Annotated in this window: 21 protein-coding genes and 1 riboswitch; of the genes, 6 read left to right on the forward strand and 15 right to left on the reverse strand. The window is 57.0% G+C overall.

Annotated features, from left to right (window positions below; translation table 11 throughout):
- Nucleotides 1–108 precede the first annotated feature (108 nt).
- Nucleotides 109–333 (forward strand): ribosome alternative rescue factor ArfA, encoded by a 225-nt coding sequence (locus tag WKR14_RS02150; RefSeq protein WP_096141104.1) that lies wholly within the window; start codon nucleotides 109–111, stop codon nucleotides 331–333.
- A 37-nt stretch (nucleotides 334–370) separates the two neighbouring features.
- Here WKR14_RS02150 and rimO read toward each other — a convergent pair whose 3' ends face one another.
- Complete coding sequence (gene rimO / locus WKR14_RS02155; RefSeq protein ID WP_339087284.1) at nucleotides 371–1,795, reverse strand: 30S ribosomal protein S12 methylthiotransferase RimO; 1,425 nt, start codon at nucleotides 1,793–1,795, stop codon at nucleotides 371–373.
- A 235-nt stretch (nucleotides 1,796–2,030) separates the two neighbouring features.
- Between rimO and WKR14_RS02160 the strand changes: the two genes are divergently transcribed.
- Nucleotides 2,031–2,738, forward strand: a complete 708-nt coding sequence (locus WKR14_RS02160) for an oxidative stress defense protein (RefSeq protein WP_025010213.1) — start codon at nucleotides 2,031–2,033, stop codon at nucleotides 2,736–2,738.
- Nucleotides 2,739–2,944: 206 nt separating this feature from the next.
- Nucleotides 2,945–3,116: riboswitch (Lysine riboswitch) on the forward strand.
- A gap of 82 nt (nucleotides 3,117–3,198) precedes the next feature.
- Nucleotides 3,199–4,779 (forward strand): Na+/H+ antiporter NhaC family protein, encoded by a 1,581-nt coding sequence (locus WKR14_RS02165; RefSeq protein WP_215773868.1) that lies wholly within the window; start codon nucleotides 3,199–3,201, stop codon nucleotides 4,777–4,779.
- 78 nt (nucleotides 4,780–4,857) lie between these two features.
- Here WKR14_RS02165 and WKR14_RS02170 read toward each other — a convergent pair whose 3' ends face one another.
- The 12 genes from WKR14_RS02170 to WKR14_RS02225 all read right to left on the reverse strand — a co-directional run bounded on the left by WKR14_RS02170 (nucleotide 4,858) and on the right by WKR14_RS02225 (nucleotide 14,459).
- The gene (locus tag WKR14_RS02170) at nucleotides 4,858–5,211 is read right to left on the reverse strand and encodes a hypothetical protein (RefSeq protein ID WP_261384488.1); all 354 of its coding nucleotides are present in this window, start codon (nucleotides 5,209–5,211) and stop codon (nucleotides 4,858–4,860) included.
- A 30-nt stretch (nucleotides 5,212–5,241) separates the two neighbouring features.
- Complete coding sequence (locus WKR14_RS02175; RefSeq protein ID WP_224865825.1) at nucleotides 5,242–5,424, reverse strand: hypothetical protein; 183 nt, start codon at nucleotides 5,422–5,424, stop codon at nucleotides 5,242–5,244.
- A gap of 173 nt (nucleotides 5,425–5,597) precedes the next feature.
- Nucleotides 5,598–6,110, reverse strand: coding sequence for a GNAT family N-acetyltransferase (locus WKR14_RS02180; RefSeq protein WP_226563566.1), 513 nt, complete (start codon nucleotides 6,108–6,110; stop codon nucleotides 5,598–5,600).
- Between the two features lie 112 nt (nucleotides 6,111–6,222).
- Nucleotides 6,223–6,843: an urease accessory protein UreG gene (gene ureG, locus WKR14_RS02185; protein WP_101055974.1), complete on the reverse strand. Its 621-nt coding sequence runs from the start codon at nucleotides 6,841–6,843 to the stop codon at nucleotides 6,223–6,225.
- Between the two features lie 8 nt (nucleotides 6,844–6,851).
- The gene (locus tag WKR14_RS02190) at nucleotides 6,852–7,703 is read right to left on the reverse strand and encodes an urease accessory protein UreF (RefSeq protein ID WP_339087725.1); all 852 of its coding nucleotides are present in this window, start codon (nucleotides 7,701–7,703) and stop codon (nucleotides 6,852–6,854) included.
- Complete coding sequence (ureE, locus tag WKR14_RS02195; RefSeq protein WP_234554885.1) at nucleotides 7,585–8,127, reverse strand: urease accessory protein UreE; 543 nt, start codon at nucleotides 8,125–8,127, stop codon at nucleotides 7,585–7,587. Before ureE ends, WKR14_RS02190 begins: the two co-directional genes overlap by 119 nt.
- Nucleotides 8,128–8,162: 35 nt before the next feature.
- A complete protein-coding gene (ureC, locus tag WKR14_RS02200; RefSeq protein WP_146509064.1) occupies nucleotides 8,163–9,866 on the reverse strand; it encodes an urease subunit alpha in 1,704 nt (567 codons plus the stop codon).
- A complete protein-coding gene (locus WKR14_RS02205) occupies nucleotides 9,863–10,183 on the reverse strand; it encodes an urease subunit beta (RefSeq protein WP_101055978.1) in 321 nt (106 codons plus the stop codon). The genes ureC and WKR14_RS02205 overlap by 4 nt, the downstream gene beginning before the upstream one ends.
- Before the next feature lie 13 nt (nucleotides 10,184–10,196).
- Nucleotides 10,197–10,499, reverse strand: coding sequence for an urease subunit gamma (gene ureA, locus WKR14_RS02210; protein ID WP_039033550.1), 303 nt, complete (start codon nucleotides 10,497–10,499; stop codon nucleotides 10,197–10,199).
- Nucleotides 10,500–10,514: 15 nt separating this feature from the next.
- Nucleotides 10,515–11,360 carry an urease accessory protein UreD gene (locus WKR14_RS02215; protein WP_224865829.1) on the reverse strand — a complete coding sequence of 282 codons (846 nt, stop codon included), beginning with the start codon at nucleotides 11,358–11,360 and terminating at the stop codon, nucleotides 10,515–10,517.
- Nucleotides 11,361–11,575: 215 nt separating this feature from the next.
- Nucleotides 11,576–12,478 carry an AraC family transcriptional regulator gene (locus tag WKR14_RS02220; RefSeq protein ID WP_339087288.1) on the reverse strand — a complete coding sequence of 301 codons (903 nt, stop codon included), beginning with the start codon at nucleotides 12,476–12,478 and terminating at the stop codon, nucleotides 11,576–11,578.
- An 88-nt stretch (nucleotides 12,479–12,566) separates the two neighbouring features.
- Nucleotides 12,567–14,459: an alkaline phosphatase D family protein gene (locus tag WKR14_RS02225; protein WP_339087289.1), complete on the reverse strand. Its 1,893-nt coding sequence runs from the start codon at nucleotides 14,457–14,459 to the stop codon at nucleotides 12,567–12,569.
- Between the two features lie 225 nt (nucleotides 14,460–14,684).
- Here WKR14_RS02225 and WKR14_RS02230 point away from each other — a divergent pair, with 225 nt between their 5' ends.
- On the forward strand, nucleotides 14,685–15,977 hold the full coding sequence (locus WKR14_RS02230) for an ATP-binding protein (protein WP_404829441.1): 1,293 nt from the start codon (nucleotides 14,685–14,687) through the stop codon (nucleotides 15,975–15,977).
- The gene (locus tag WKR14_RS02235; RefSeq protein ID WP_146509060.1) at nucleotides 15,974–16,504 is read left to right on the forward strand and encodes a response regulator transcription factor; all 531 of its coding nucleotides are present in this window, start codon (nucleotides 15,974–15,976) and stop codon (nucleotides 16,502–16,504) included. The genes WKR14_RS02230 and WKR14_RS02235 overlap by 4 nt, the downstream gene beginning before the upstream one ends.
- A gap of 118 nt (nucleotides 16,505–16,622) precedes the next feature.
- Here the strand turns inward: WKR14_RS02235 and WKR14_RS02240 are convergent, their stop codons facing one another.
- Nucleotides 16,623–18,668, reverse strand: a complete 2,046-nt coding sequence (locus WKR14_RS02240; RefSeq protein ID WP_224865834.1) for a TonB-dependent receptor — start codon at nucleotides 18,666–18,668, stop codon at nucleotides 16,623–16,625.
- Between the two features lie 106 nt (nucleotides 18,669–18,774).
- Nucleotides 18,775–19,362 (reverse strand): response regulator transcription factor, encoded by a 588-nt coding sequence (locus WKR14_RS02245; RefSeq protein WP_224865836.1) that lies wholly within the window; start codon nucleotides 19,360–19,362, stop codon nucleotides 18,775–18,777.
- 266 nt (nucleotides 19,363–19,628) lie between these two features.
- Here WKR14_RS02245 and WKR14_RS02250 point away from each other — a divergent pair, with 266 nt between their 5' ends.
- Entirely contained in the window at nucleotides 19,629–21,395 is a 1,767-nt protein-coding gene (locus WKR14_RS02250) for a sensor histidine kinase (protein WP_234555017.1), read from the forward strand.
- The last annotated feature ends 30 nt before the right edge of the window (nucleotides 21,396–21,425 follow it).

Raw genomic sequence — 21,425 nt, forward strand, 5'->3', positions numbered from 1 at the left:
TTTTCCTGGAGCCGATACTTGGTTATTTTAATAAAAGAGGATAATATTTGCGCGATTTTTGTCCGGTATGGCTGGGCAAGTCTCATCCAATTGAAATAAGGAGCCGATATGGCCAAACATATTAAGCAGACCGCACTGCTGGAGCATGAATCCGGTCGTGGACAGATCAAAGATAACGCCCTCAAGGCGGTGGTGACCAGTTCACTGTTTCGCTGTCGCAGCGAGAAGCCGAAGAAGGGCAAAGGATCATACAGTCGTAAAGGACGCAATGGAAAGGGGCAACAGGGTGTTGCCCCTTTTGATTTTATGACTCTAATCTTTTCACCCTGCTGACACCTCAAGAAAGGTTTCTCCAAGGTGTTGGGAGAGTTTATTCCGGCATCTGCACCAGTTCGGCCCACAGATCGTGCTCATCAGAATGAGTGATCAGTGCGCGCACCATGTCCCCTGGGCTTAGTTCCACTTCTCCGTTTAAGAATACCATGCCGTCGATTTCAGGCGCATCGGCATAGCAGCGGCCAATGGCGCCTTCCTCGTCCACATCATCGATAAGGACATCCAGCTCACGGCCTACCAGGCGCGCCAGCCGCTCGGCACTGATCTCGGCCTGCACCTGCATGAAACGCTCATAGCGGTCCTGCTTGACCTCTTCACTGATAAGCTCGGCCAAGGTATTGGCCACGGCGCCATCGACTTCCGAGTACTTGAAGCAGCCCACTCGGTCCAGCCTTGCTTCACGCAGGAAGTCCAGCAGGATTTCGAAATCTTCTTCGGTTTCACCGGGGAAGCCGACGATAAAGGTTGAGCGGATCACCAGATCCGGGCAGATTTCACGCCATTTCTTGATGGCGTCCAACTGGCGGTCGACCCGGCCGGGGCGCTTCATCATCTTGAGCACGCGAGGGCTGGCGTGCTGCAGTGGCAGATCCAGATAGGGCAGGATCAGTCCTTCGGCCATCAGCGGGATCAGCTCATCGACCCAAGGGTAAGGGTAGACATAGTGCAGGCGCACCCACACACCCATCTTGCCCAGGTGGCGGGCCAGGGTAGTGATATCCTGCTTCACCGGCATGCCGTTCCAGAAATCGGTGCGGCCGCCCTTGTCTTTGCCGTAGGCCGAGGTGTCCTGGCTGACGACCAGAATTTCCTGAACGCCACTTTCCACCAGGCGTTTGGCTTCATCCAGCACGCTGCCGACACTGCGGCTGTCCAGATCGCCCCTCAACGCCGGAATGATGCAGAAGGTACAGCGGTTGTCGCAGCCTTCGGAAATCTTCAGGTAGGCATAATGCTTGGGGGTCAGCTTAATGCCGGCTTGCGGGATCAGCGAGGTGAAGGGGTTGTGCTCCGGCTTGGGCACATATTTGTGCACATGGTTCAGCACGGCTTCATAGCTGTGGGGGCCGGTGATCTCCAGTACATCCGGATGCACTTCGCGGATCTGGTTTTCCTTGGCGCCCAGGCAGCCGGTGACTATCACCTTGCCGTTTTCTTCCAGCGCTTCACGCACGGCTTCCAGCGACTCTTCCACCGCGGCATCGATAAAGCCACAGGTGTTGACTATTACCAGGTCTGCATTGTCATAGCTGTTGGTAACCTCATAGCCGTCGATGCGCAGTTGGGTGAGGATCCGCTCGGAATCCACCAGGTTTTTGGGGCAGCCCAGGCTGACAAAGCCGATGCGATTGCCGCTGGTTTGGGCCTCGGCAGGGCTGTTTTCCTGTGCCAGAGTCTTGGCCGGAGTGTCCAGAGTCGTGGTCTGCTTGGGATCAAAAATGTCGACTGATTTCTTCAAGAGCTGTTTTCCGCAATGCTAAAGCTGATGGAGCACGCTTGGGTGCCGGTAAAATTGGCGGCGATTATACCTCAGCCATAGAAAAGGTACAGTTGGGCTGGCTAATTTATGTTCTATGTTGCCATCTCGGTTGCCGCTTCAAAACGTCGTTGAAAAATTTTTTGATTTTTTTAACCCTTTTGTCAGCCGGCTGCGTTTCTATGGTCAACGAAAGCGAACTTTTTGGAGAACCAAGATGAAAAAATCTCTGCTGAATCTGGCGCTGATAGGCGCATTGTTACCCGCTACTCTGATGAGCCACTCAGTACTGGCTCAGGATAGACCTCTGCTGGAAACCACAGGCGTCAGCCAGATACAGGTTGAGCCCGATATGGCCGAAATCCATGTTGAAGTGTCATTAAGCGAATCTGATGCCAAGGCGGCCAAGGCCGCATCCGACAAGGCTGTGGCCGCTTTTATCGAGCGCCTGCTCAAGGCCGGGGTCGCCAAGGAGTCGATTGCCGCCGCCAATCTGAATCTGCAACCTGAGTATGTTTACCTTAAGGACAAGGCGCCCGAGCTCAAGGGGTATCGCGCCAGTCGCAGTGTGACAGTGTTGGTGAAACAGTTGGATCAGCTCAATCCCATACTGGACTCGGCGTTAATAGGCGGGATCAACAAGGTGAACCAGATCAACCTTAAGTCCAGTAAAGAAGCCGAGATGCGCAAGCAGGCGCGGCAGGCGGCCATTGAAGATGCCAAGCAAAAGGCCAGTGAGCTGGCGGCCGGATTCGGCGAGAAACTCGATGGCGTCTGGTCGATTCGTTATTTCGACCAAGGCCCGGTGCGTCCTGTGATGTACAAGGCCGCCATGATGGCCGAAGGCGCTATCAACCAGAGCTATGAGTATGGCCAGGTAACCTTCTCCGACAGGGTCGAGGTCAGCTACAAGCTGCGTGACTGAGGTAAGCATTCGGGTGAGAGCCGTTGGCTCGCTGATGGAGCGAAGCAGTTTTTAACCGTGGCTCGTGAACAAGCGGTGCCGGTATTGCTAGGCCGTGACATGAGTCACTTCCCCTGGGCTTAATGCCCGCCTAGCGGGATATTTACCGCCAGAGGCGCAATCCGGCTTGCTATTGGGGCTGTGATAGTTAGAATGCCAGTCGAATACCTTTGAGTAGAGGCGCGCTGCCTAAAAGTAACCGGGAAGAGGGTGATGCCTTTGAGGCCCGGGGAAAGGAGTCGGCGCCGAAGTAGCCAGGCCATCAAACCTAGCTGCTGGTTCTGTATCTAACAGGTGCAGGACTGCCATAGTCATCCACTATGGAGCGCTACCTGAAGGAGCTGAGAAGTTTCTGCCCTCCTTGGTCTGAGTTTCTTCGATCCTATCGGTAGATCTCCACCTTTCTTGGTGTAAAGAGATCATGAATATCATGCATTTTGCGGACTCTCCCTGGTCCATAGTTCCTCCTCTGCTGGCGGTTGCGCTGGCGATCATCACCCGTAGAGTACTGCTCTCCCTTGGGGTAGGCATAGTCGCCGGCAGCCTGATGTTGCAGCAGTTTTCACCGCTGCAATCGCTGCGCTACCTGTTTGACAGTGTGCTGAAAATCTTCTGGGTCGATGGTGCTCCCAACAGCGATAACCTGAATATGTTGCTGTTTATGCTGCTGCTGGGTGGGCTTATCAGCTTGATGACCGCCTCGGGTGCGACCCGGGCCTTCGCCGAATGGGCCGCCAGGCGCTGCCAGAGCCGCAAGGGCGCCAAGTCGCTCACCGGCTTGATGGTGTTTGCCTTTTTTATTGACGACTTCTTCCACAGCCTGTCGGTGGGGCCCATTTGCCGCCCTGTGACCGACAGATTCCAGATCTCCCGCGCCAAGTTGGCCTATCTGCTGGACTCGACTGCGGCGCCCGTATGCGTATTGATGCCCATTTCTTCCTGGGGAGCCTATATCATCGCCCTGGTGGGCGGCATACTCGTGGCCCATGGGGTGACAGAGCAGAGCCCGATCGCCGCTTTTGTGCAGATGATCCCCATGAACCTCTATGCGGTATTTACCCTGATCATGGTGGTGGTGGTGATCGCTTTCCAACTGGATATTGGGCCGATGCGACAGCATGAGCAGCGGGCGCTCGAAGGTAAGCTCTGGGATGAATCCAAGGGCAGGCCCATAGGGCTGGATATGGAAGCCCCGGCCGACAGCCGCGGCGGCATGCTGGATATGGTGTTGCCGATAGTGACACTGACGGCGGCGAGTATCTATTTTATGCTGGACTCCGGGGCCCAGGTATTGGCCGCCAATGGTCAGGCCTTCAGCGTGCTGGGCGCCTTTGAACATACCAATGTGGGCTCATCTTTGGTTTATGGCGCTCTTTGCAGCCTGGCGGTGTCCGGCCTGTTGGCCCTGCGTCTCGGCCTTGGGATCTCCACTTGGCTGCGCGCCGCCCCGAGAGGCATCATGGCCATGTTGCCGGCGATCAACATACTGCTGTTTGCCTGGACCATAGGCGCCGTGGTGCGTGACATGGAAACCGGCAAATATCTCGCCAGCCTGGCTAACGGCAACCTGCCCACAGGGCTGCTGCCTGTGGTGGTGTTTGTGCTCTCCTGCGCCATGGCCTTTGCCACAGGCACCAGCTGGGGCACTTTTGGTATCATGTTGCCGCTCGCCGGTGATATGGCTGCCGCCAGCGATATTCAACTCCTGCTGCCCATGCTGTCGGCTGTGCTGGCCGGCGCTGTGTTTGGCGATCACAGTTCGCCCATCTCCAGTACCAGTATTCTGTCGGCCACCGGTGCCGGCTGTCACCATATAGACCACGTACTGACCCAGTTGCCTTATGCCCTGACCGTCGCCTTCGGGGCAGCGCTGGGTTATCTGGCCATGGGGCTGCTGCATTCCACCCTGGCCGGTTTCCTGGTGAGTGCCGCTTGGTTTGCACTCTTCTGCCTCTACCACGCCAGGCGTTTCCAGGCGGCTCCCGAGGCCGCCATCGGCTGAGATGGGATACAAAAAAGCCCCGGGAGTGTTCCTGGGGCTTTTTACTCTTGCCAAAGGTTTGCGCGTCGATAAGGAGTATCAGTGATCCAGATAGAGATAGTTCTGCCAGCTTTTCATCCTTATCAATACTTTACGCATGATTGATACATGCTCAAAGCTATCGGAATAGATGGCGATCTCCACATTGGTACCCAGTGGCAAATGATACTGACTCAGGTCATCCAGCGGCTTGAGTTTCACCAGAGGTCGGCCGTTGAGGCGAATTTGTGACGAGCCATAGAGCTGCCCCTGCGCCTGCACCTGAGATTCACCTATGGCCGGCAGCACTTCGACCACTTCGGCTTGAAACACCTTGCCCGGCAGAGCGCGGAAGATCAGCTCGGCCTTGATGCGACTGGCCTCGGCGGCCTTATAGACAGCGTCAAGCCCCAATGCCGCCTGTTTGGCCTGCTCCAGGCTGGCTTACAGCCGGGTGACTTCTGTTTGATAAGGAGTCGGATTGACCCGGAACAGCCACTCGCCCTCTTTTAGCAGTTTGTTGGGGGTGACGGGCACATCTATGACCTTGCCGCGCACTGAGGGGCTCCGCGGGGTGGTGATGTACATCTGGCTACCCATGGCGGTATGGGGATGGCTGTAGCTCATCAACAAATCAAGGTGGCTATCAGTACTACTCCACAGAGCACTACGATGGGCAAGCTTCAGTTGTTGAGCGGAATACGGAAAATCTTGAAGATGGCGACGCAGATAGCGGATTGCCCGGGAATGATGAATTTTTTCAGTGGCATAAGATGAAAATCGACTCGTGCCCGAAAGGGTTAGGGCTCGGCAGGTCCCGGCAGCATAAGCTGATAAAACGCCAAATCCAGCCAGCGGTCGAACTTATAACCCACCTGAGGCAGGGTGCCTGAGTGTTTGAACCCCAACTTCAGGTGCAGGGCAATACTGGCCTGGTTTCCGGCATCTATGGCGCCCACCATGGTGCGTATGCCGCGCTCCCGGGCCTGGTTTATCAAATGCTGCATCAGAAAGCGCGCCACCCCTTTGCCTCTATGCTCCGGGTGCACATACACAGAATGTTCCACCGAGTAGAGGTTGGCCGGATAGCCGCGAAAGGGGCCGAAGCTGGCAAATCCCAACAGTTGCCCCTGCTCATCCTCGGCGCCCAGAATCGGCCAGTTGCCTTGCTGTTTGGCGCCGAACCAGTCGCGGATCTGCTGCTCGCTCCTGGGCTGATATTCATAAAGGGCTGTGGTATGGGCAATGGCATGGTTGAAGATGGCGCGTATCGCCTCGCCATGTTGCTCAAGTTGGCAGTGACACAGATGCATCTTAGGCTCCCAAGGTGGTTTCGCCTGAGTATGCCACAAGCCGGTCGGCGTGCCACCTAAAGGACTGGATATCAAAAACAGTGCCTGCCCAGGTGGCAGGCACTGCTCAGGCTCAGTGCTGATCCAGCATGCCTTGGGTGACAATAAAGTCGATGATTTCAGCCACCCCTTGCCCCTGCTTGAGGTTGCTAAATACCCAAGGCTTGTTGGGGCGCATTCTGGTGGTATCTTCGGCCATCACTTCCAGCGAGGCTCCGACATAGGGCGCCAAATCTATCTTGTTGATCACCAGCAGATCGGAGCGGGTAATGCCAGGGCCGCCCTTACGGGGGATCTTCTCGCCCTCGGCCACATCTATTACATAGATGGTCAGATCTGCCAGTTCCGGGCTGAAGGTGGCACTGAGGTTGTCGCCGCCACTCTCGACAAAGACCAGATCCAGGCCGGGATGGCGCGCCGTCAGTTCTTCCACTGCCGCGAGATTCATAGAGGCGTCTTCGCGAATTGCCGTATGGGGGCAGCCACCGGTTTCCACGCCTATTATGCGGTCGGCGCTCAAGGCCTCGGCGCGGGTGAGAATTTTGGCGTCTTCCTGGGTATAGATATCGTTGGTGACCACGGCCAGGTTGTAGTTGTCACGCATCGCCTTGCACAGAACTTCCAACAGTGCTGTCTTGCCCGAACCAACGGGGCCGCCAACGCCTATGCGCAAAGGTTGTTTGGTTGTTTGCATATTTTCTCTCATGAACGAAACAGTCGGGTGTATTGGGTTTCATGGCGGGCACTGGCAATGGCCAGTGCCGGGGTATAACTGCCGATATCGGCTTCGGGCCAGTCTTGCGCCTTTTGCAGCGCCTCGGGGATCTCGGCGCTCAGTTGCAGCAACAGCTGCTGACCGGCACTCTGTCCCAGGGGGATCAGCTTGACGCCGGCAGTGACGGCATTTTCGAGCCAGCTCCAGCAATAGGCTTCACACAGTTCATATGTCGGCAGTTGCCAGTGTTTGGCTGCGAGGGCAAAGGCCGCCAGTTGGGTTTGCAGCACCAGCTCCCGCTCCTCGGGCGCAAGTGGGATCCCCAGCTGTGGCAGCAGTTTGGCAAAGGCCTGACCGCGCTGGCGTTCTTCCTGCCTTAGTTCTGCGGTTTCGCGACTGGCCAGCAGTAATCGGCAATAGTCGCTCGCCGCAGAGATGTGTTCTTGCGCCAGCGCCTGACACAGACGCATCAGCAAGGGCAGCTCCAAGGTGGCCAGGCTGTCTTTAAGTTGGTTTTGCAGCCAGTGTCCCAGGGTGACAGGGTCTTTGACCCAGCCCCGCTCTATGGCCCACTCCAGTCCTTGGGAATAGGTAAAGCCCCCCACAGGCAGAGACGGACTCACCAACTGATAGAGGCGCAAGCGGCCAAGCTCGCCGGGGACCTTGGTCTGAGGCTCAAGGCCCTGCTGCCCATGGGCTGGAACCCGGCCTGGGTTGATATTAGTGCTCATGGCTGTGGTCGTGACCATGTCCGTGATAGTGCCCATGACTATTGCCGTGACTATTACCGTGACTATTACCGTGACTATTACCGTGACTATGGCCGTGGGCACTGCCACCATAGGCTCCCGCCTCGGGTTGGAACTTGTCCTGGCGATAGCTGACCGTGAGTCCGAGTCCCTTAATCATCTCGTCCAGAACATGATCGTGCAGGTAACAGCATTGGCCTTGGGTTATCTGCAGCGGCACATGACGATTCCCCAGGTGATAGCAGGCACGAGCCAGCAGCAGTGGGTCTGAACTGCTGACCACGGACAGGTTCTCGGCCTTGGCACAAACCTTGGCCAACTCGCCCGTTTCTGCCTTGAGAATATCGCCTTCTTTGAGGACAGTACCGCGTGGCAGAAACAATCCGGCTTCGCTGCCGTCACTCAAGGTCACTCTTTGGCGGCTGCGAACCCGCTCATCCATCGACAGCCACAGCTGCAGTGTCGGGAGCTGTTGGCATTCATCGGCTTCCAGGCGTTGACAGAAATGGATCATCTAAACTTGCTCCTCTTGGTTTCAAGGCCTGTATATCAGAACAGGAAGTAACGCTGGGTCATGGGCAACTCAGTGGCCGGTTCACACACCAGCGGCATACCATCGGCCTTGACTTCATAGGTTTGGGAGTCCAGTTGGATCTCCGGGGTATAGTCGTTATGCAGCATCTGTTTTTTACTTATGTTGCGACAGCCCCTCACTTCACCTATGCGACTCTTGAGCCCCAACTTACCTGGGATATCCGCTGCGATGGCCGCTTTGGACAGAAACAGCATGGAGCTGCTGTGCAGCGCCTGGCCAAAACAGGCATACATGGGGCGATAGTGCACGGGTTGCGGAGTGGGGATGGCCGCATTGATGTCGCCCATAGGGGCGTAAGCGGTCAGGCCACACTTGAGCACCAGTGCGGGTTTAACCCCGAAAAATGCCGGATCCCAGAGCACGATATCGGCCAGTTTGCCCGGCTCTATCGAACCCACCTCATGGGCTATGCCATGGGCGATCGCCGGGTTGATGGTGTACTTGGCCAGATAGCGCTTAATGCGTTGGTTATCGTTGTGCTCCGTGTCTCCCGCCAGAGGCCCGCGCTGCAGCTTCATCTTGTGGGCACATTGCCAGGTACGCATTATCACTTCCCCGACCCGGCCCATGGCCTGGGAGTCGGAGGACATCACTGAGATGGCTCCGAGATCATGCAGTATGTCCTCGGCGGCTATGGTCTCACGGCGAATGCGCGACTCGGCAAAGGCTACATCTTCGGGAATGGCCGGATCCAGGTGATGACAGACCATCAGCATATCCAAGTGCTCATCCACAGTGTTGACTGTGTAAGGCATGGTGGGATTGGTGGAGGCCGGCAGAATATTGGCTTCTCCTACTGACTTGATCACATCCGGGGCATGGCCGCCACCGGCGCCTTCGGTGTGAAACACATGAATGACCCGGCCGTCGATCGCCTTGATGGTTTCTTCATAGAAGCCGGCTTCGTTGAGTGTGTCCGAGTGAATGGCTACCTGCACATCCATCTCATCGGCCACCTGCAGGCAATGATCTATGGCGGCTGGCGTAGCCCCCCAGTCCTCGTGGATCTTGAAACCCATGGCACCGGCCGCTATCTGTTCCCGCAGTGCTTCCTTATTGCTGACATTGCCCTTGGCGAACAGGCCTATGTTGATTGGCAGTGAGTCCACGGCTTCCAGCATCCGGTGCATGTTCCAGATCCCCGGAGTGACTGTGGTGGCGTTACTGCCGGCCACAGGCCCTGTGCCGCCACCGATAAAAGTGGTGACGCCACTGACCAGACCTTCTTCGGCCTGTTGTGGGCAGATAAAGTGGATATGGGTATCCACCCCTCCGGCGGTGACCAGCTTGCCTTCACCGGCCACCACTTCGGTTGCCGGGCCAACTACTATGTTGACACCATCCTGCACATCTGGGTTACCGGCCTTGCCTATGGCCTGAATGCGGCCGTCTTTAATGCCTATGTCTGCCTTGACTATGCCCCAGTAATCCAAGATCAGGGCGTTGGTGATCACCAAGTCGACACAGTCGGCCGCCAGTGCCTGGCTCTGGCCCATGCCATCGCGGATCACCTTGCCGCCACCAAACTTGACCTCTTCGCCGTAACGGCAGTAATCCTGCTCTACTTCGAGGAAGAGCTCAGTGTCGGCCAGCCGTACCCGGTCGCCCTTAGTTGGGCCATACATGTCGGCGTAGGCCCGTCGTGATAACTTGCTCATTTTGCCTCCAGTGCGCCCATAATGGCGCCGCGAAAACCATAGATGGCCCGGCGACCGCCAAAGGGCACCAGCTCCACGGTTCTTTGCTGGCCGGGCTCGAAACGGATTGCCATGCCGGCCGGAATATTTAGCCTTAACCCCTTGGTTTGCTCGCGCTCGAACGCCAGTTGGGGGTTGACCTCGTAAAAGTGGAAATGCGAGCCGACCTGAATTGGCCTGTCACCCAGATTAGCCACCGAAATTTTCAACTTGGGCAGGTCAGTGTTGATTTCAATGTCGCCCAGTGCCTCATTGAGGCGGTATTCGCCCGGGATCATCCGCTGCCTCCAATCAGATTATCGGTTCGTGGATCGACACCAACTTGGTGCCGTCGGGGAAGGTGCATTCCACCTGAATGTCGCTGATCATCTCGGGGACGCCTTCCATCACATCCTCGGCACTGAGTATGGTGCGGCCGTAGTTCATCAATTCGGCTACTGTCTTGCCGTCACGGGCCCGCTCCATGATTTCACAGGAGATCAGGGCTACCGCTTCCGGGTAGTTCAGCTTCAGGCCTCGGGCCCGGCGACGTTCGGCCACCAGCCCGGCGGTGAACAACAACAGTTTGTCTTTTTCTCTTGGGGTCAATTCCATCTTCTGGTCTCGCTATCAGGTCGCCCAAATCCTTGGCGGCTGCGGCAGACGTCCGTGCCAGTGTTGGTGGATCTGTTGCCAGACGGCAATCAAGGCCGTCATCAGCACTTCGGTTTGGTGTCCCAGCAAACGGATACAAAGAATGCCGTCTACCAGGGTGGCACCGTATTCAAAATCGCTTGTGTCTGCGGCGAAGGCAGTCAATGCCTGGCGTACCAACGCCAGTAACTGCGCATCGGCGGGGAAAACGTAGCAGTTGCCCTGCATGGGATAGGTTTGTAATCCTGCCAACTGTTCAGGGTTGCCGGCCTGCTGCACAAACAGGCCTTCAGACAGGCGCAGCTCGCCATCCAGATAAATTTGACTGCGGCCGCGGATATCGCCATGGCTGAAGCGCTCCTTGAGCACAGGGCGACCGAAGCAGAGCATCTCCCAGCCGATGAAGCGTGCACCTGTGACCAGCTCTATGCGGGTTTCCAGGCGGGCACAGGCGCCGGGGAAAAACAGGGTTTCCTGGGGCAGCCATTCCAGCAGGGCGCCATCGGCCACTTGCAGTTGCAGTTGCTGAGCCGCGTATTGGCCGCCGCTGCGGTAAAACTTACCGGCGCCCGGAGTGGTTACCAGACTGTGGGCACCGCTGTCGGCGGCGATAATGATCTGCAGCTGGTCGCCGCCGACTACACCGCCCGGTGGATGTAACAGATAGGTGTGGCAGACTCCGGCTTCGGCCTGAAACGGGCGTTGCACCAGCAAGGGACCAAACTGTTCCCTTTGCAGCAGCCGGGTTTGCCCCCGTCTGGGGCCATAGCGCAGATAGAGTCGGGCACGCCAGTTGGCATGCGTTACAGGAATTACAGACACACTTACCCCTGCCCTGGAATTGTCAAAAGGCATTTAGTTGTTTGAAAGTTGGACTCGATTTCGATCAGTTCGGCGTCGACCACGCCCTGGATGCACCGCAGAAAACTACGCGGTAGGGCGAAGAGAGAAAGGTCGACGGACGCCTGAGATCATAGGGGCAGTCAAGCATGGCGACAAGAGTCGCCCAAGCGAATTCATTTCGTTATCTGCTCATTTTATTTCGCAGTTGTTGTTTCCGGAGTTTTCGCCAGCACCAGCGATGGGCGTCTGTGTCCAGGTGAGCCGCTATCCTTGAGGGCAAACAGTGCCAGAATGTCGTTGCCGCTGCGGGAATGGCTGCGAAACTGCAGCGGTGTCATTCCCTGATGCTGCTTGAACTTGTCGCAAAAATAGGCCGGGCTGTGAAACCCGGACAGCTTGCAGACCCGACTGACCGGGAAGTCGGTGAAGGTCAGATAGTTGAGAGCTACCCCCATGCGCACTTCCAGCAATAATTTACTGAAACTGTAGCCTTCCTGTTGCAGATGACGCCTGAGCGTGGCCGGGCTGGTATACAGACGGGCGGCGACTTGTTCCAGGGTCCATTTATGGCCGGGATCTGTCATGATCAGGCGTGCCAGCGCCCTTTCCCTGGATTCGTCATATTTGACTCTGAGGGTATTGAACAGATCGACTCCGGCGGCCAGTATCGCCTTGAGGATAAAGTACTGACATTGGCGCAGCAGGCAGGGAGCTTGAGGTGTTTGGCTCACCAGTTCATGGGTGAGCCGCAGCAGTTCAAAGTTGTCCCTGGCAGCATCCGGCGTATTCAGGGCGTAGCGGCGATTGTGGCCATCTATCTGACACTGGCCCGGCAGATAGTCGACGGCCAACTCTGCCAGCAAAGCTTCATCCAGCGTCAGCGTTTGCACCGTCAGCGGTTGCTGCGCCGCTTCTATATGACAGGAGATATGGGCAAAACGGGGAATGATCAGCAGAGTATCCTGGTTTACGTTCAGTCGTTCACCATTGATACTGACCCAGCCACGACCCGAGTACAGACGCACCAAAAGCACGCTATCTATATAAAATTCGCGCAGTTCTAGATGTCTGGATGAGTCTATATGTCGGTATTGCATCGTGAGTCTGAGCCGGGATGAATGCCTGCATTATAACCTGAGCCGGCTTGTCACCAAGCCGGGCAGATCAAAATCCGCTCCCCGGGATTCAGTCGCGACTGTCTTTGGGGGCTTGAAACTCGGTCAGGCTCATATCGGCGTGCAGTACGGCTATCCGCTTGGGGGCGCCGTTTTCTGCCAGTTCCAGAAGGCCGATACCGCTTTGGTTGACCAGGCGCTTGCTGGGGGCTCCATTGGGGCGGCGGCCGCGGATCGACATGCGTTTGCGTTTGGTCAGCAGATTGAGCGGCGAGAAATGCCCATAGAGCCAACCGTTGAGCTTATCAAACACAGGCAGCAGCTTTTCCGGGAACTGATTTTTGATGCCGCTGGCGGTGATCTGGTAGATGTTGGGACTGGCACGGCGAAAGCGGATCCCTATGTCATAAGCAAAGGAGTAGTGCACATCGCCGGAGAGGATCACAAACTCCTGCGGGGTACGTCTGTGCATGAAGATCGACAGCAGGGCGTTGGCGGCGCCGGGGTGTGCCATCCAGTTTTCGGCGTCCACCAGCAGCGAAGCACCGATGAGAGTGGCCGTGCGCTGCACAGCCTCAATCAGCTTGACCCCGAAAATCGGCGCCGCCGAAACTATGATGACCTTATCCTGCCCCAGCAGCGCCTGTTGTAGATCCATCAGCGCCTCCCAGTCCATCAGTCCGGAAGGCTTGGCCAGGTTGGATTCGCTGCGCCAGCGGCGGGTACGGGTATCCAGTACTACCATTCTGGGGTGAGTATCCAGGGTGTAGTGCCAGTTCTCACACTTGAGCAGCTTGTCTATCAGGGCATCCTGGCGCTCGCTGTCGGCCAGATAGAGGCCGCTCAGATCTTCGAAAAAGTCGGTAAACCTCTTGGGTTGATTGCCGAGAGCTTGAAACAGGGTGTACCCCAGCAAGGCATTGCCTATGATGCGCTTGGAGAAGGCGTGACTATAGGCGGCCTCTTCCCAGCGGGCCGTCAGGTTCCAGTCGTCGGTAATGTCATGATCATCGAAAATCATATAGGTGGGCAGATGCGCCAAAAGGCGCCTAACCTTGCCAAGGCCCGCCTTGAACTCCAATAAGTGTTGCCACTGGTTCTGCCACTCCTGTGCCCGTTTACCGTTCAGCCCGGGCAACTGTTGCGGCAGTTCCAGTTGCTGCCACAGTTCCGGCGACCAGATTAAAAGATACAGGGCAGTAACTTCGGCGAAGCTCAGCAGATGGTTTTCTGCCATCGAGGAGGTGAATATGGGGTGGTTGATATACCAGTGCCAGAGCGCAGTCTTGGCCGGATACTGGGTTCGGGGCAAGAGTTGTTTCGGCCGCAGGTAGAGGGAGTCTGGGCCATAATCTATCTGTGCCGAGTCTTTGAGCGGGGCGTCGCTAAAGCTTTCCTGTTTCAGTCCCAGCAGCGCGATTACCTGGGCAATGGCCACCAGGGTGGGGCCGGCCACATCATCGACATAGAGCTGATCGCCGCTTAGCATCAACAGCGCCGGGCGCTCGGCCGGGGCATTGTTCTGTTCCAGCTGAGTATCGGCCGCCACCAGTGCGTCGCCGCTGTGATGATGCGGGTTGCGACAGGAGCCGTGCAGCAAACGATCCAGCCTGGGCTGCAGCACCAGTTCGGGAGAGGCTTTGCCCGGATAACATAGGCCTTCGATACCGGCGAACAGCGACTGACCATCGGCATCTTCCAGGCTGTAACCCACGGCTTGCCCTTGGGGCAGCAATCCGGGAACCTCCAGGTGCAGCAGATACTGCCAGGCATGTTCACCCAGTTGTACTTTGTGCACTTGCTCTTCATTCAGCGGCAAGGGCGCCGACTTGTGACTCAACTTAAGCGTCAGTTGCGGGCTCAGCGGCTTGCTGCTGACCCACCAGAGGGTGAAATGGTCCCGGTCGCAGTGGCGCAATATCGGGCCGGCCAGGATCAGCGGCAAGGAAGAGGAAGTGGTCATCGGCGAATTTCGCAGCCTCTCAGGAATGAAAAAAGGTGAATCCACAGGTTAAACAAGTGCTTTGGCTTTGAAAAGCCCCTAAAATGTGAAGCCTTGTTAATGATGTAAAGCGGCTGTGCCGAGGCATCGACGGCAGACATTGACACTCCAGAGCCTCCTAATGCCATAGCCAACTTGGTATACCTGCCGATTCAATGCCTTTGCAGGTTTTCGGATGATAAACGGATGAAAAGCACCCCGATAGGAATGAATGGCTTATTTGGCCGAACCGGTGGCTTGGCGGCGGCCGATCAACTGGCGTTGCTGCGAGTTTTGGGTTTGCTGCTGCAACTGGGGCTGACCCTGCTCGGCAGTGACGCCTTTGGCTTGACGCTGCAACCTGAACCCTTGTGGTGGGTGTTTGGGCTGGAAAGCGCCTATCTGGCCTTGACCCTGTGGCTTCGTCATCCCCTCTATCGCCAGAGTGCCGGTATCTTTATTGCCCTGTTACTGGACACCCTGTTCTGGATCTCCTGGCTATGGTTTTCCGGTGGTGCTACCAATGCCTTTATTTCGCTGCTGTTGGTGCCGATTGCGCTGGCGGCGGTCACCTTGCCCGCCTGGGGCAGTTGGAGTCTAGCGGCGTTGTCGACCCTGGCCTACAGCTTGATGATCTTAAGCTTGCCGGAAGGTCATATTCGCCATCACGGCATGGATATGAGTTCACACTTCCTGGGGATGTGGCTCAACTTTGTGGTATCGGCACTGGTGTTGACCACCAGTGTCGCTCTGATAAGCCGTCGTCTGCGGCGCCAGGATACCGAGCTTGGTTGGCTGAGGGAAAATCAGTTGCGGCAGGAACAACTGTTGGCGTTGGGCACAGCTTCGGCGCAGATGGCACACCAGTTGGCAACGCCGCTAGCGAGCCTGAGGTTACTGCTGGATGAAGCCATGGAAGAGGGCCTGGATGCCGAGGCTCAGGTGCAAATGGGCCAGGCGCTGTCCCGCTGTGAAGTCACACTCAATGAACTGCGGAATGCCACCGAATCGATTCGTGAGCGCCGCCGTCAGGCTGTGACCCTGGCGGCTCTGGGGCAAAATATGCGCCAGCAACTCATGCTGTTGATGCCCGAGGTGGATTTCAGCCTCACCTTGCCCGCAGGCCTGACTGATCGTGAAATTATCACAGATGCCAGTTTGTTGCCGGCACTGCTGGCGCTGGTGGATAACGCCGCCAAGGCCAGCCTCAACAATACAGGCGAGCCCAAGGTTGAAATCGGCTTCGATTCGCTCGGTGATACTCGGCTTGAAATTAACATCAAGGATTATGGCCGCGGCATAGAGGCACATCTCTTGGGTGAGCTTGGGCTGATGCCGGTGGCGAGCCGCACCGGCATGGGGGTTGCCGTGCTCTTGAGTCACGCCAGTCTGGAAAGGCTGGGGGGCGAGCTGGTGCTGCACAACGGCCCACAGGGCTGTGAAGCGCGTATCAGTCTGCCCTTATTGCCGGTTTCTGCCAGTAAAGGAGATGCGGCATGAAGCGGCTATTGATAGTCGAAGATGACCTGGCGCTGGCGGCCATTCTGAAACGGCGTATGCAGCGGCACGATTTCGAGTGCTGCCATGCCGAAGATGCCAGCCAAGCACTGCTCAGCGCCCGCAGTTGGCAGCCGAGCCATGTGCTGCTGGATATGAAATTGGCGCAAAGCAACGGCCTTAATCTGATAGTGCCGCTGCGAGCCAGCCTGCCCAAGGCCTGTATTGTGTTGCTTACGGGCTTTGCCAGCATAGCCACTGCGGTGGAGGCGGTGAAACTGGGGGCAGATAACTACCTGGCCAAGCCGGCCGACACCCAGACACTGCTGGCGGCACTCAAAGTCGAGCCTAAATCCCACACGGCTTCATCCTTGCCTGATGAAACCCCGTTGCACCCCAAGCGCTTGGAGTGGGAACATATTCAGCAGGTACTCAATGCCAACAAGGGCAATGTCTCGGCCACCGCCCGCCAGTTGGGAATGCATCGCCGCACTTTGCAACGCAAGCTGGCCAAGAAACCTGTTGCTTAAAAAAATCCCGGCCTTTCGAGACGAGAAAAGGCCGGGGCAGGTTCAATTGCAGTGGAAGTCTCAACGGCTTGCGGGAGCACGGTGAGGATGAACCCTTAAGCGGGCAACCGGGGCGCCCTTAAAAACGGTACTCGCCCATGACCCAGGCGTTGAGACCGGGTTGTGGCAAGCGCTCGCCGACGGCGATATCACCGCCCATTACCCGGTTATAACCGGCGAGATGATCGACATATTCTCTGTCCAGCAGGTTATCGACCCCGGCCTTGAGCATAAAGCTGTCACCGCGGTAACCGGCCGCCAGATTCACCAAGCCATAGCCTGCAGTTTCCTGCTCCAGCTGAGTGGCCGAGACCTTATCCTGGGCGGCAACCGCTACTGTCTCGAGGCGGGCAAACCAGCTGCCCTGATCCCAGTTGAGTCCCAGAGTCAGGTTGGGTGGGGCGATACGGTATAGCTTGTCTTCCACGTCGCGGCGCTCACCATAGGTATAGGCCGCCTGCAGATCCAGGCTCCACTGTTCATGCAACTGCCAGTGGGCGTTGACATCCATGCCGTAGAGCAGGGCGTCGGTATTGCTGAACACCAAGGTGTTGGCATCGCCGGCGGCGATAACGGCGGGATCATCCGTGGGCAGGCCCTGAATATAGTTGTCTATCCTTTGGACAAATACCCTAGGGGTCAGGTTGAAATCCTGACGGTGTAAATCCAGCCCCAGCTCCAGTTGCCAGGCGGTTTCCAGATCCAAGTCCATCTGGCCTACATAGGTGCGGCCATCGGCCAGGCCACCGGTGGACTGCATCGGCACCCAGAGATAGCGCTGTTGATAGCTGGCACTGGCCTGTTTGCGCGCCAGGCCGATTATGGCATCCAACTCACTGTCGATTTCGAAGCGGCCGTTGATCACCAAGTCCAGCCCGGTATCGTTTTGGCTGCGATCGGCCTGATTGAATCTGTCCATCAGGGTCTTGATTGCCGGTTTCATCGCCGCCATAGAGTGACTCACGGGATCGGCATCAAACCTGTAGTGTTTCACCCGGCTGCCCAGTTGCCAGCTCCAACGGCCAAAATCCTGCTGCCATTGGGCGTAGAGGCTGTAAACACTGTCGTTGACGCCGTTGAAGTTATCCACCCGGAACTTGCTGTTGCTGGGGTCTGTCACCACAGTGTCGTGTTCGGCATGGCGCCAATCCAAGCCAAATTCCCAGCTGTCTTTCGCCATTTGCCAATGGCCGTCGAAACTCTTGGAATCGGCTATGGTGTAGCGCGGGGCCATGGTAGGCATTTTCATTCGCAGACTGAAGTTGTCCATGCCGTGGCGGGCATCGCTGTAGCCCAGATGCCAGCGCGTCTGCCAATCGGCCAGCAGGTGCTCACCACTGAGCTTGAATCTGTCGGTGCGGATATAGTCGATATCCATCGGCAGCGCCGGGGTGGCGGCATCTGTGGTTTCCAGATGCTGGAATGAGAAGGCTATCGACTCATCATCGGCGTTGCTGTCGGCCAGGTTGAACCTGTATTCACCACCGAACACCTGCTTGTCGTAGACCCCTGGCAGCAGTCGGTGGTTATCGCCGCTCTCGGGCACATCATTGCCCTTGAACAAGTCGCCATACAGCATGAGTGCCTGACGCTCGCCGCCGAAATTGCTCTTGACGCCGATGCGGCTCTGCTCGCCATTATGCTGGTATTGGCCGCTGACCAGGCCACTGACTTCATCGAAACGGGCCTGGGACTCCACTACTCGGATGCTGCCACCCAGGGTATCGACGCCGCTGGCGACCGGGGCTATGCCGCGATCCAGCTCTAACTGCTCAGTGATCACTGGCACGGCATAACTCAAGGGTGTATCCATGGCGTTGGGACCAGCACCGGCCATGCTCATGCCGCCGACCTGGGTTTCGACTCTATCGCCAAAGAGACCACGATACTGGGCTATGCCGGTTAGTGGACCGTTACTGTTGACGTTGGCACCGGGCAGCGACTTGAGCAGGCCACTGATATCGGCCTTGGGCGCTGTGGCCTCGGGCGAGGTTTGCAACACGCTGCTTTGTACACTGCCGCGTACCACCAGCACTTCCATGGGAGAATCACTGGCCTTTGCGGCAGTGCTCAGACCGATTATAGGCAGTAAAGCCAGAGTGAGAGGAGAAGGTGAAAAGCGCATATCTTATTGATTTTGGTTGTTTTGGGTGACCCATTCTGGGTCTTGTGCACGGGCGGGGCAAAGCTAAACAACCAAAGTGCGACAAGCTGTCGCACCCGGGAGAGGGTCAAACCAAGGGCGTGAACTTAATCAGTTCGGCAATACTGTGAACACCAAGCTTTTTCATGATCTTGGCGCGATGTACTTCTATGGTTCGCAGCGACAGATAGAGAGCTTCGGACATCTGTTTATTGGTCATTCCCTGTACCAGCAGCTGCAATACCTGCTGCTCCCGCTCGGTCAGGGTGGCGTATTTCTGCTGCAGTTGCTGCTGTTCATGGGTCTTGAGGCTGTAGTCGAAGGCTTTTTCGATGGCGGCGGCCAGCGCCTTGCCGGCAACGGGTTTCTGGAAAAAGTCGCAGGCTCCCTGACGAAAGGCGTCAACGGCCATCGGCAAATCGCCATGGCCGGTAAGAAAGATGATCCCCAAGGGACTGTTGGCCTCCAGTAATCTCTGCTGTACCTGCTGGCCAGTGAGTTCCGGCATGCGGCTGTCGAGGATCACGCAGCCAGGCGCCTCCAACTCGGCGGCCTGGAGAAATGCCTGGCCGCTGTCAAAGGCTTGCAGCCGGTAACCGAACTGGCTCAGCATAAAGCCGAGTGAATCCCGGACGGCGGCATCGTCGTCCACCAAATAAAGCGTTGTGTCAGTCACATACTTGCCTCTCTCGGGTGAATAAGCCAATCCTAATCTTTGTCGCGACTGGGCTCAAACCCGGTTGTTGGCTTTTAGAGCCAGATCACTGAGGTGTTGGCCGACATTTGCCCTCCATCAAGTTATTTTTTTGCTGTCTGTATTAGCTTATCTTGATGGATGAAAGGGGAGTTGGAATGGCCAAAATATTAATCTTGATACTGTTGTTGGGGGCCGGGTGTGCTTCGGCTTTTGCGCAACTGTATGAACCGGCGACCGATGCCGAAATGGGTGACGAGCCCATAGAGGCCGTTTTTCGGGTCGGGGTGCTGGCCAATCACGGGGTTGCCCAGGCAAAAGAGAGATGGCGCCCCATGATGCAATATCTCAGTCAAGAACTTCCTGGAAATCGCTTCGAGGTCGAACCGCTGACCTTTGATCAAATGAGCCAGCAACTGCTGGAGCACAGGATCCACTTCATTGTGACCAACCCGGGGCAATACCTTAGCCTCAGCAGCAAGCTGCCTCTATCCTGGCTGGCAACCATGCGCAGTCGCAAACATCAGGGCACCACCTTTGCCATCAGTTCGGCGATCATAGTGCGGGCCGACAGCCCGGTGCGCAATATTGAGGAGCTGCGTGGTGCTACTGTGGTGGCCAGCGATCCTCAGGCGCTGGGGGGATATCAGGCGACAGTAGGCTTGCTCAACAAGCGTGGCTTTGCTGCCAAGCGTTTTTTCGGCGAAGTGCGTTTTTTGGGGTTTCCGCTGGAGCCTCTGGTTTACCAGGTGCGTGACCGCACTGTCGATGCCGCCATTACTCCCTTCTGTACCCTTGAGGAGATGGTGGATACCGGCTTGGTGCAACGTCAGGACTATCGGGTGATCAACGGCGTCAAGCCAGAGGGCTATGATTGTGAAACCAGCAGTGCCCTCTATCCCAACTGGTCATTTGCCGCCTCTGACTTGGTGCCCAGCCATATCACCCAGGCGGTGACCCGGGCACTGTTCGACTTGCCTTCCGACTCTGAAGCGGCGATCAAGGCCGACACCATGGGCTGGACAGCTCCAATCAGTCAGCTCAAGGTGATTAAGTTGTATGAGGAACTGGATCTTCACGGCGGTCCACCCCCTTTGTATGAAGCCGCCATCGACTGGGTACGCAAGAACAAGGAGTGGGGCGGAGCGCTGCTGTTACTGTTTCTGATCTCCACTCTCTACCACCTGTGGTTGGAATACAAGTTCCGCCAGAAGAGTGAATTTTTGCTGGCAACAGAGCGACAGCTGCGGGATAAAGAGTTGCAACTGGAACGAATGCAGAGTGCCGCTATTCTGGGCGAAATTGGCGCTGGGCTGGCGCATGAGCTCAACCAGCCGATTGCCGCCATTACCCAATACAGCGAAGGCGCCATGATGGTGCTGGAGCAGCGCGCCGCCGAGGGCTGTGGTGAGCGCGCCGATGCCATGCGTGAGGTGCTGACCAAGATCAATAATCAGTCTATCCGTGCTGGGGCCGTGGTGCATCGTATTCGCGGCTTGCTGCGTCGGCGCCGGGCCGAATCTGAGCCTGTGGTGATAGAGTCGCTGCTCAGGGATGCACTGGCGCTGTTTCAGCGGCCGATGGAGCAGCAGGGCGTCGAGCTCAAAATAAGTCGCCGCGGGCCGGAGCGGCCACTGCTGGGGGATGCTGTGGGGCTGAGTCAGATGCTGGTTAACCTGCTGAAAAATGCCATGGATGCCCTGGATGAAGTTTCGGGTAAACGGGAGATCCAACTCAAACTCGACTATCAGGCCGAGCCCCCTTCCGCCGGGACCAAGGGAGAGTGGCTGCTGCTGGAACTCTTGGATACAGGCACAGGCCTTAGCGCCTCGGCTGCGGAGTTAATGCTGTCTTTCGCTACCACCAAGGAGGATGGATTGGGGCTGGGATTGGCCATCTGCCGCGACGTGGTGACTCAGCATAATGGCCATCTGGAGCTTGAAAACCGCCGCGAGTGCCGCGGCTGCCGAGTGCGGGTGTGGTTGCCTATGGGGGCTCCATCCCGGGATGAATGATCATCCTTGATTCAATTCTGGGGTGTCCGC

Source organism: Shewanella chilikensis, assembly GCF_037953065.1.
Taxonomy (GTDB): domain Bacteria; phylum Pseudomonadota; class Gammaproteobacteria; order Enterobacterales; family Shewanellaceae; genus Shewanella; species Shewanella chilikensis.

Excerpts from the sequence above, each read along its gene's own strand:
- WKR14_RS02150 (WP_096141104.1), top strand. The coding sequence starts at position 109 with ATGGCCAAACATATTAAGCAGACCGCACTGCTGGAGCATGAATCCGGT.
- WKR14_RS02160 (WP_025010213.1), top strand. The coding sequence starts at position 2,031 with ATGAAAAAATCTCTGCTGAATCTGGCGCTGATAGGCGCATTGTTACCC.
- WKR14_RS02165 (WP_215773868.1), top strand. The coding sequence starts at position 3,199 with ATGAATATCATGCATTTTGCGGACTCTCCCTGGTCCATAGTTCCTCCT.
- WKR14_RS02175 (WP_224865825.1), bottom strand. The coding sequence starts at position 5,424 with ATGAGCTACAGCCATCCCCATACCGCCATGGGTAGCCAGATGTACATC.
- WKR14_RS02180 (WP_226563566.1), bottom strand. The coding sequence starts at position 6,110 with ATGCATCTGTGTCACTGCCAACTTGAGCAACATGGCGAGGCGATACGC.
- ureG (WP_101055974.1), bottom strand. The coding sequence starts at position 6,843 with ATGCAAACAACCAAACAACCTTTGCGCATAGGCGTTGGCGGCCCCGTT.
- ureE (WP_234554885.1), bottom strand. The coding sequence starts at position 8,127 with ATGATCCATTTCTGTCAACGCCTGGAAGCCGATGAATGCCAACAGCTC.
- ureC (WP_146509064.1), bottom strand. The coding sequence starts at position 9,866 with ATGAGCAAGTTATCACGACGGGCCTACGCCGACATGTATGGCCCAACT.
- WKR14_RS02205 (WP_101055978.1), bottom strand. The coding sequence starts at position 10,183 with ATGATCCCGGGCGAATACCGCCTCAATGAGGCACTGGGCGACATTGAA.
- ureA (WP_039033550.1), bottom strand. The coding sequence starts at position 10,499 with ATGGAATTGACCCCAAGAGAAAAAGACAAACTGTTGTTGTTCACCGCC.
- WKR14_RS02220 (WP_339087288.1), bottom strand. The coding sequence starts at position 12,478 with ATGCAATACCGACATATAGACTCATCCAGACATCTAGAACTGCGCGAA.
- WKR14_RS02225 (WP_339087289.1), bottom strand. The coding sequence starts at position 14,459 with ATGACCACTTCCTCTTCCTTGCCGCTGATCCTGGCCGGCCCGATATTG.
- WKR14_RS02230 (WP_404829441.1), top strand. The coding sequence starts at position 14,685 with ATGAAAAGCACCCCGATAGGAATGAATGGCTTATTTGGCCGAACCGGT.
- WKR14_RS02235 (WP_146509060.1), top strand. The coding sequence starts at position 15,974 with ATGAAGCGGCTATTGATAGTCGAAGATGACCTGGCGCTGGCGGCCATT.
- WKR14_RS02240 (WP_224865834.1), bottom strand. The coding sequence starts at position 18,668 with ATGCGCTTTTCACCTTCTCCTCTCACTCTGGCTTTACTGCCTATAATC.
- WKR14_RS02250 (WP_234555017.1), top strand. The coding sequence starts at position 19,629 with ATGGGTGACGAGCCCATAGAGGCCGTTTTTCGGGTCGGGGTGCTGGCC.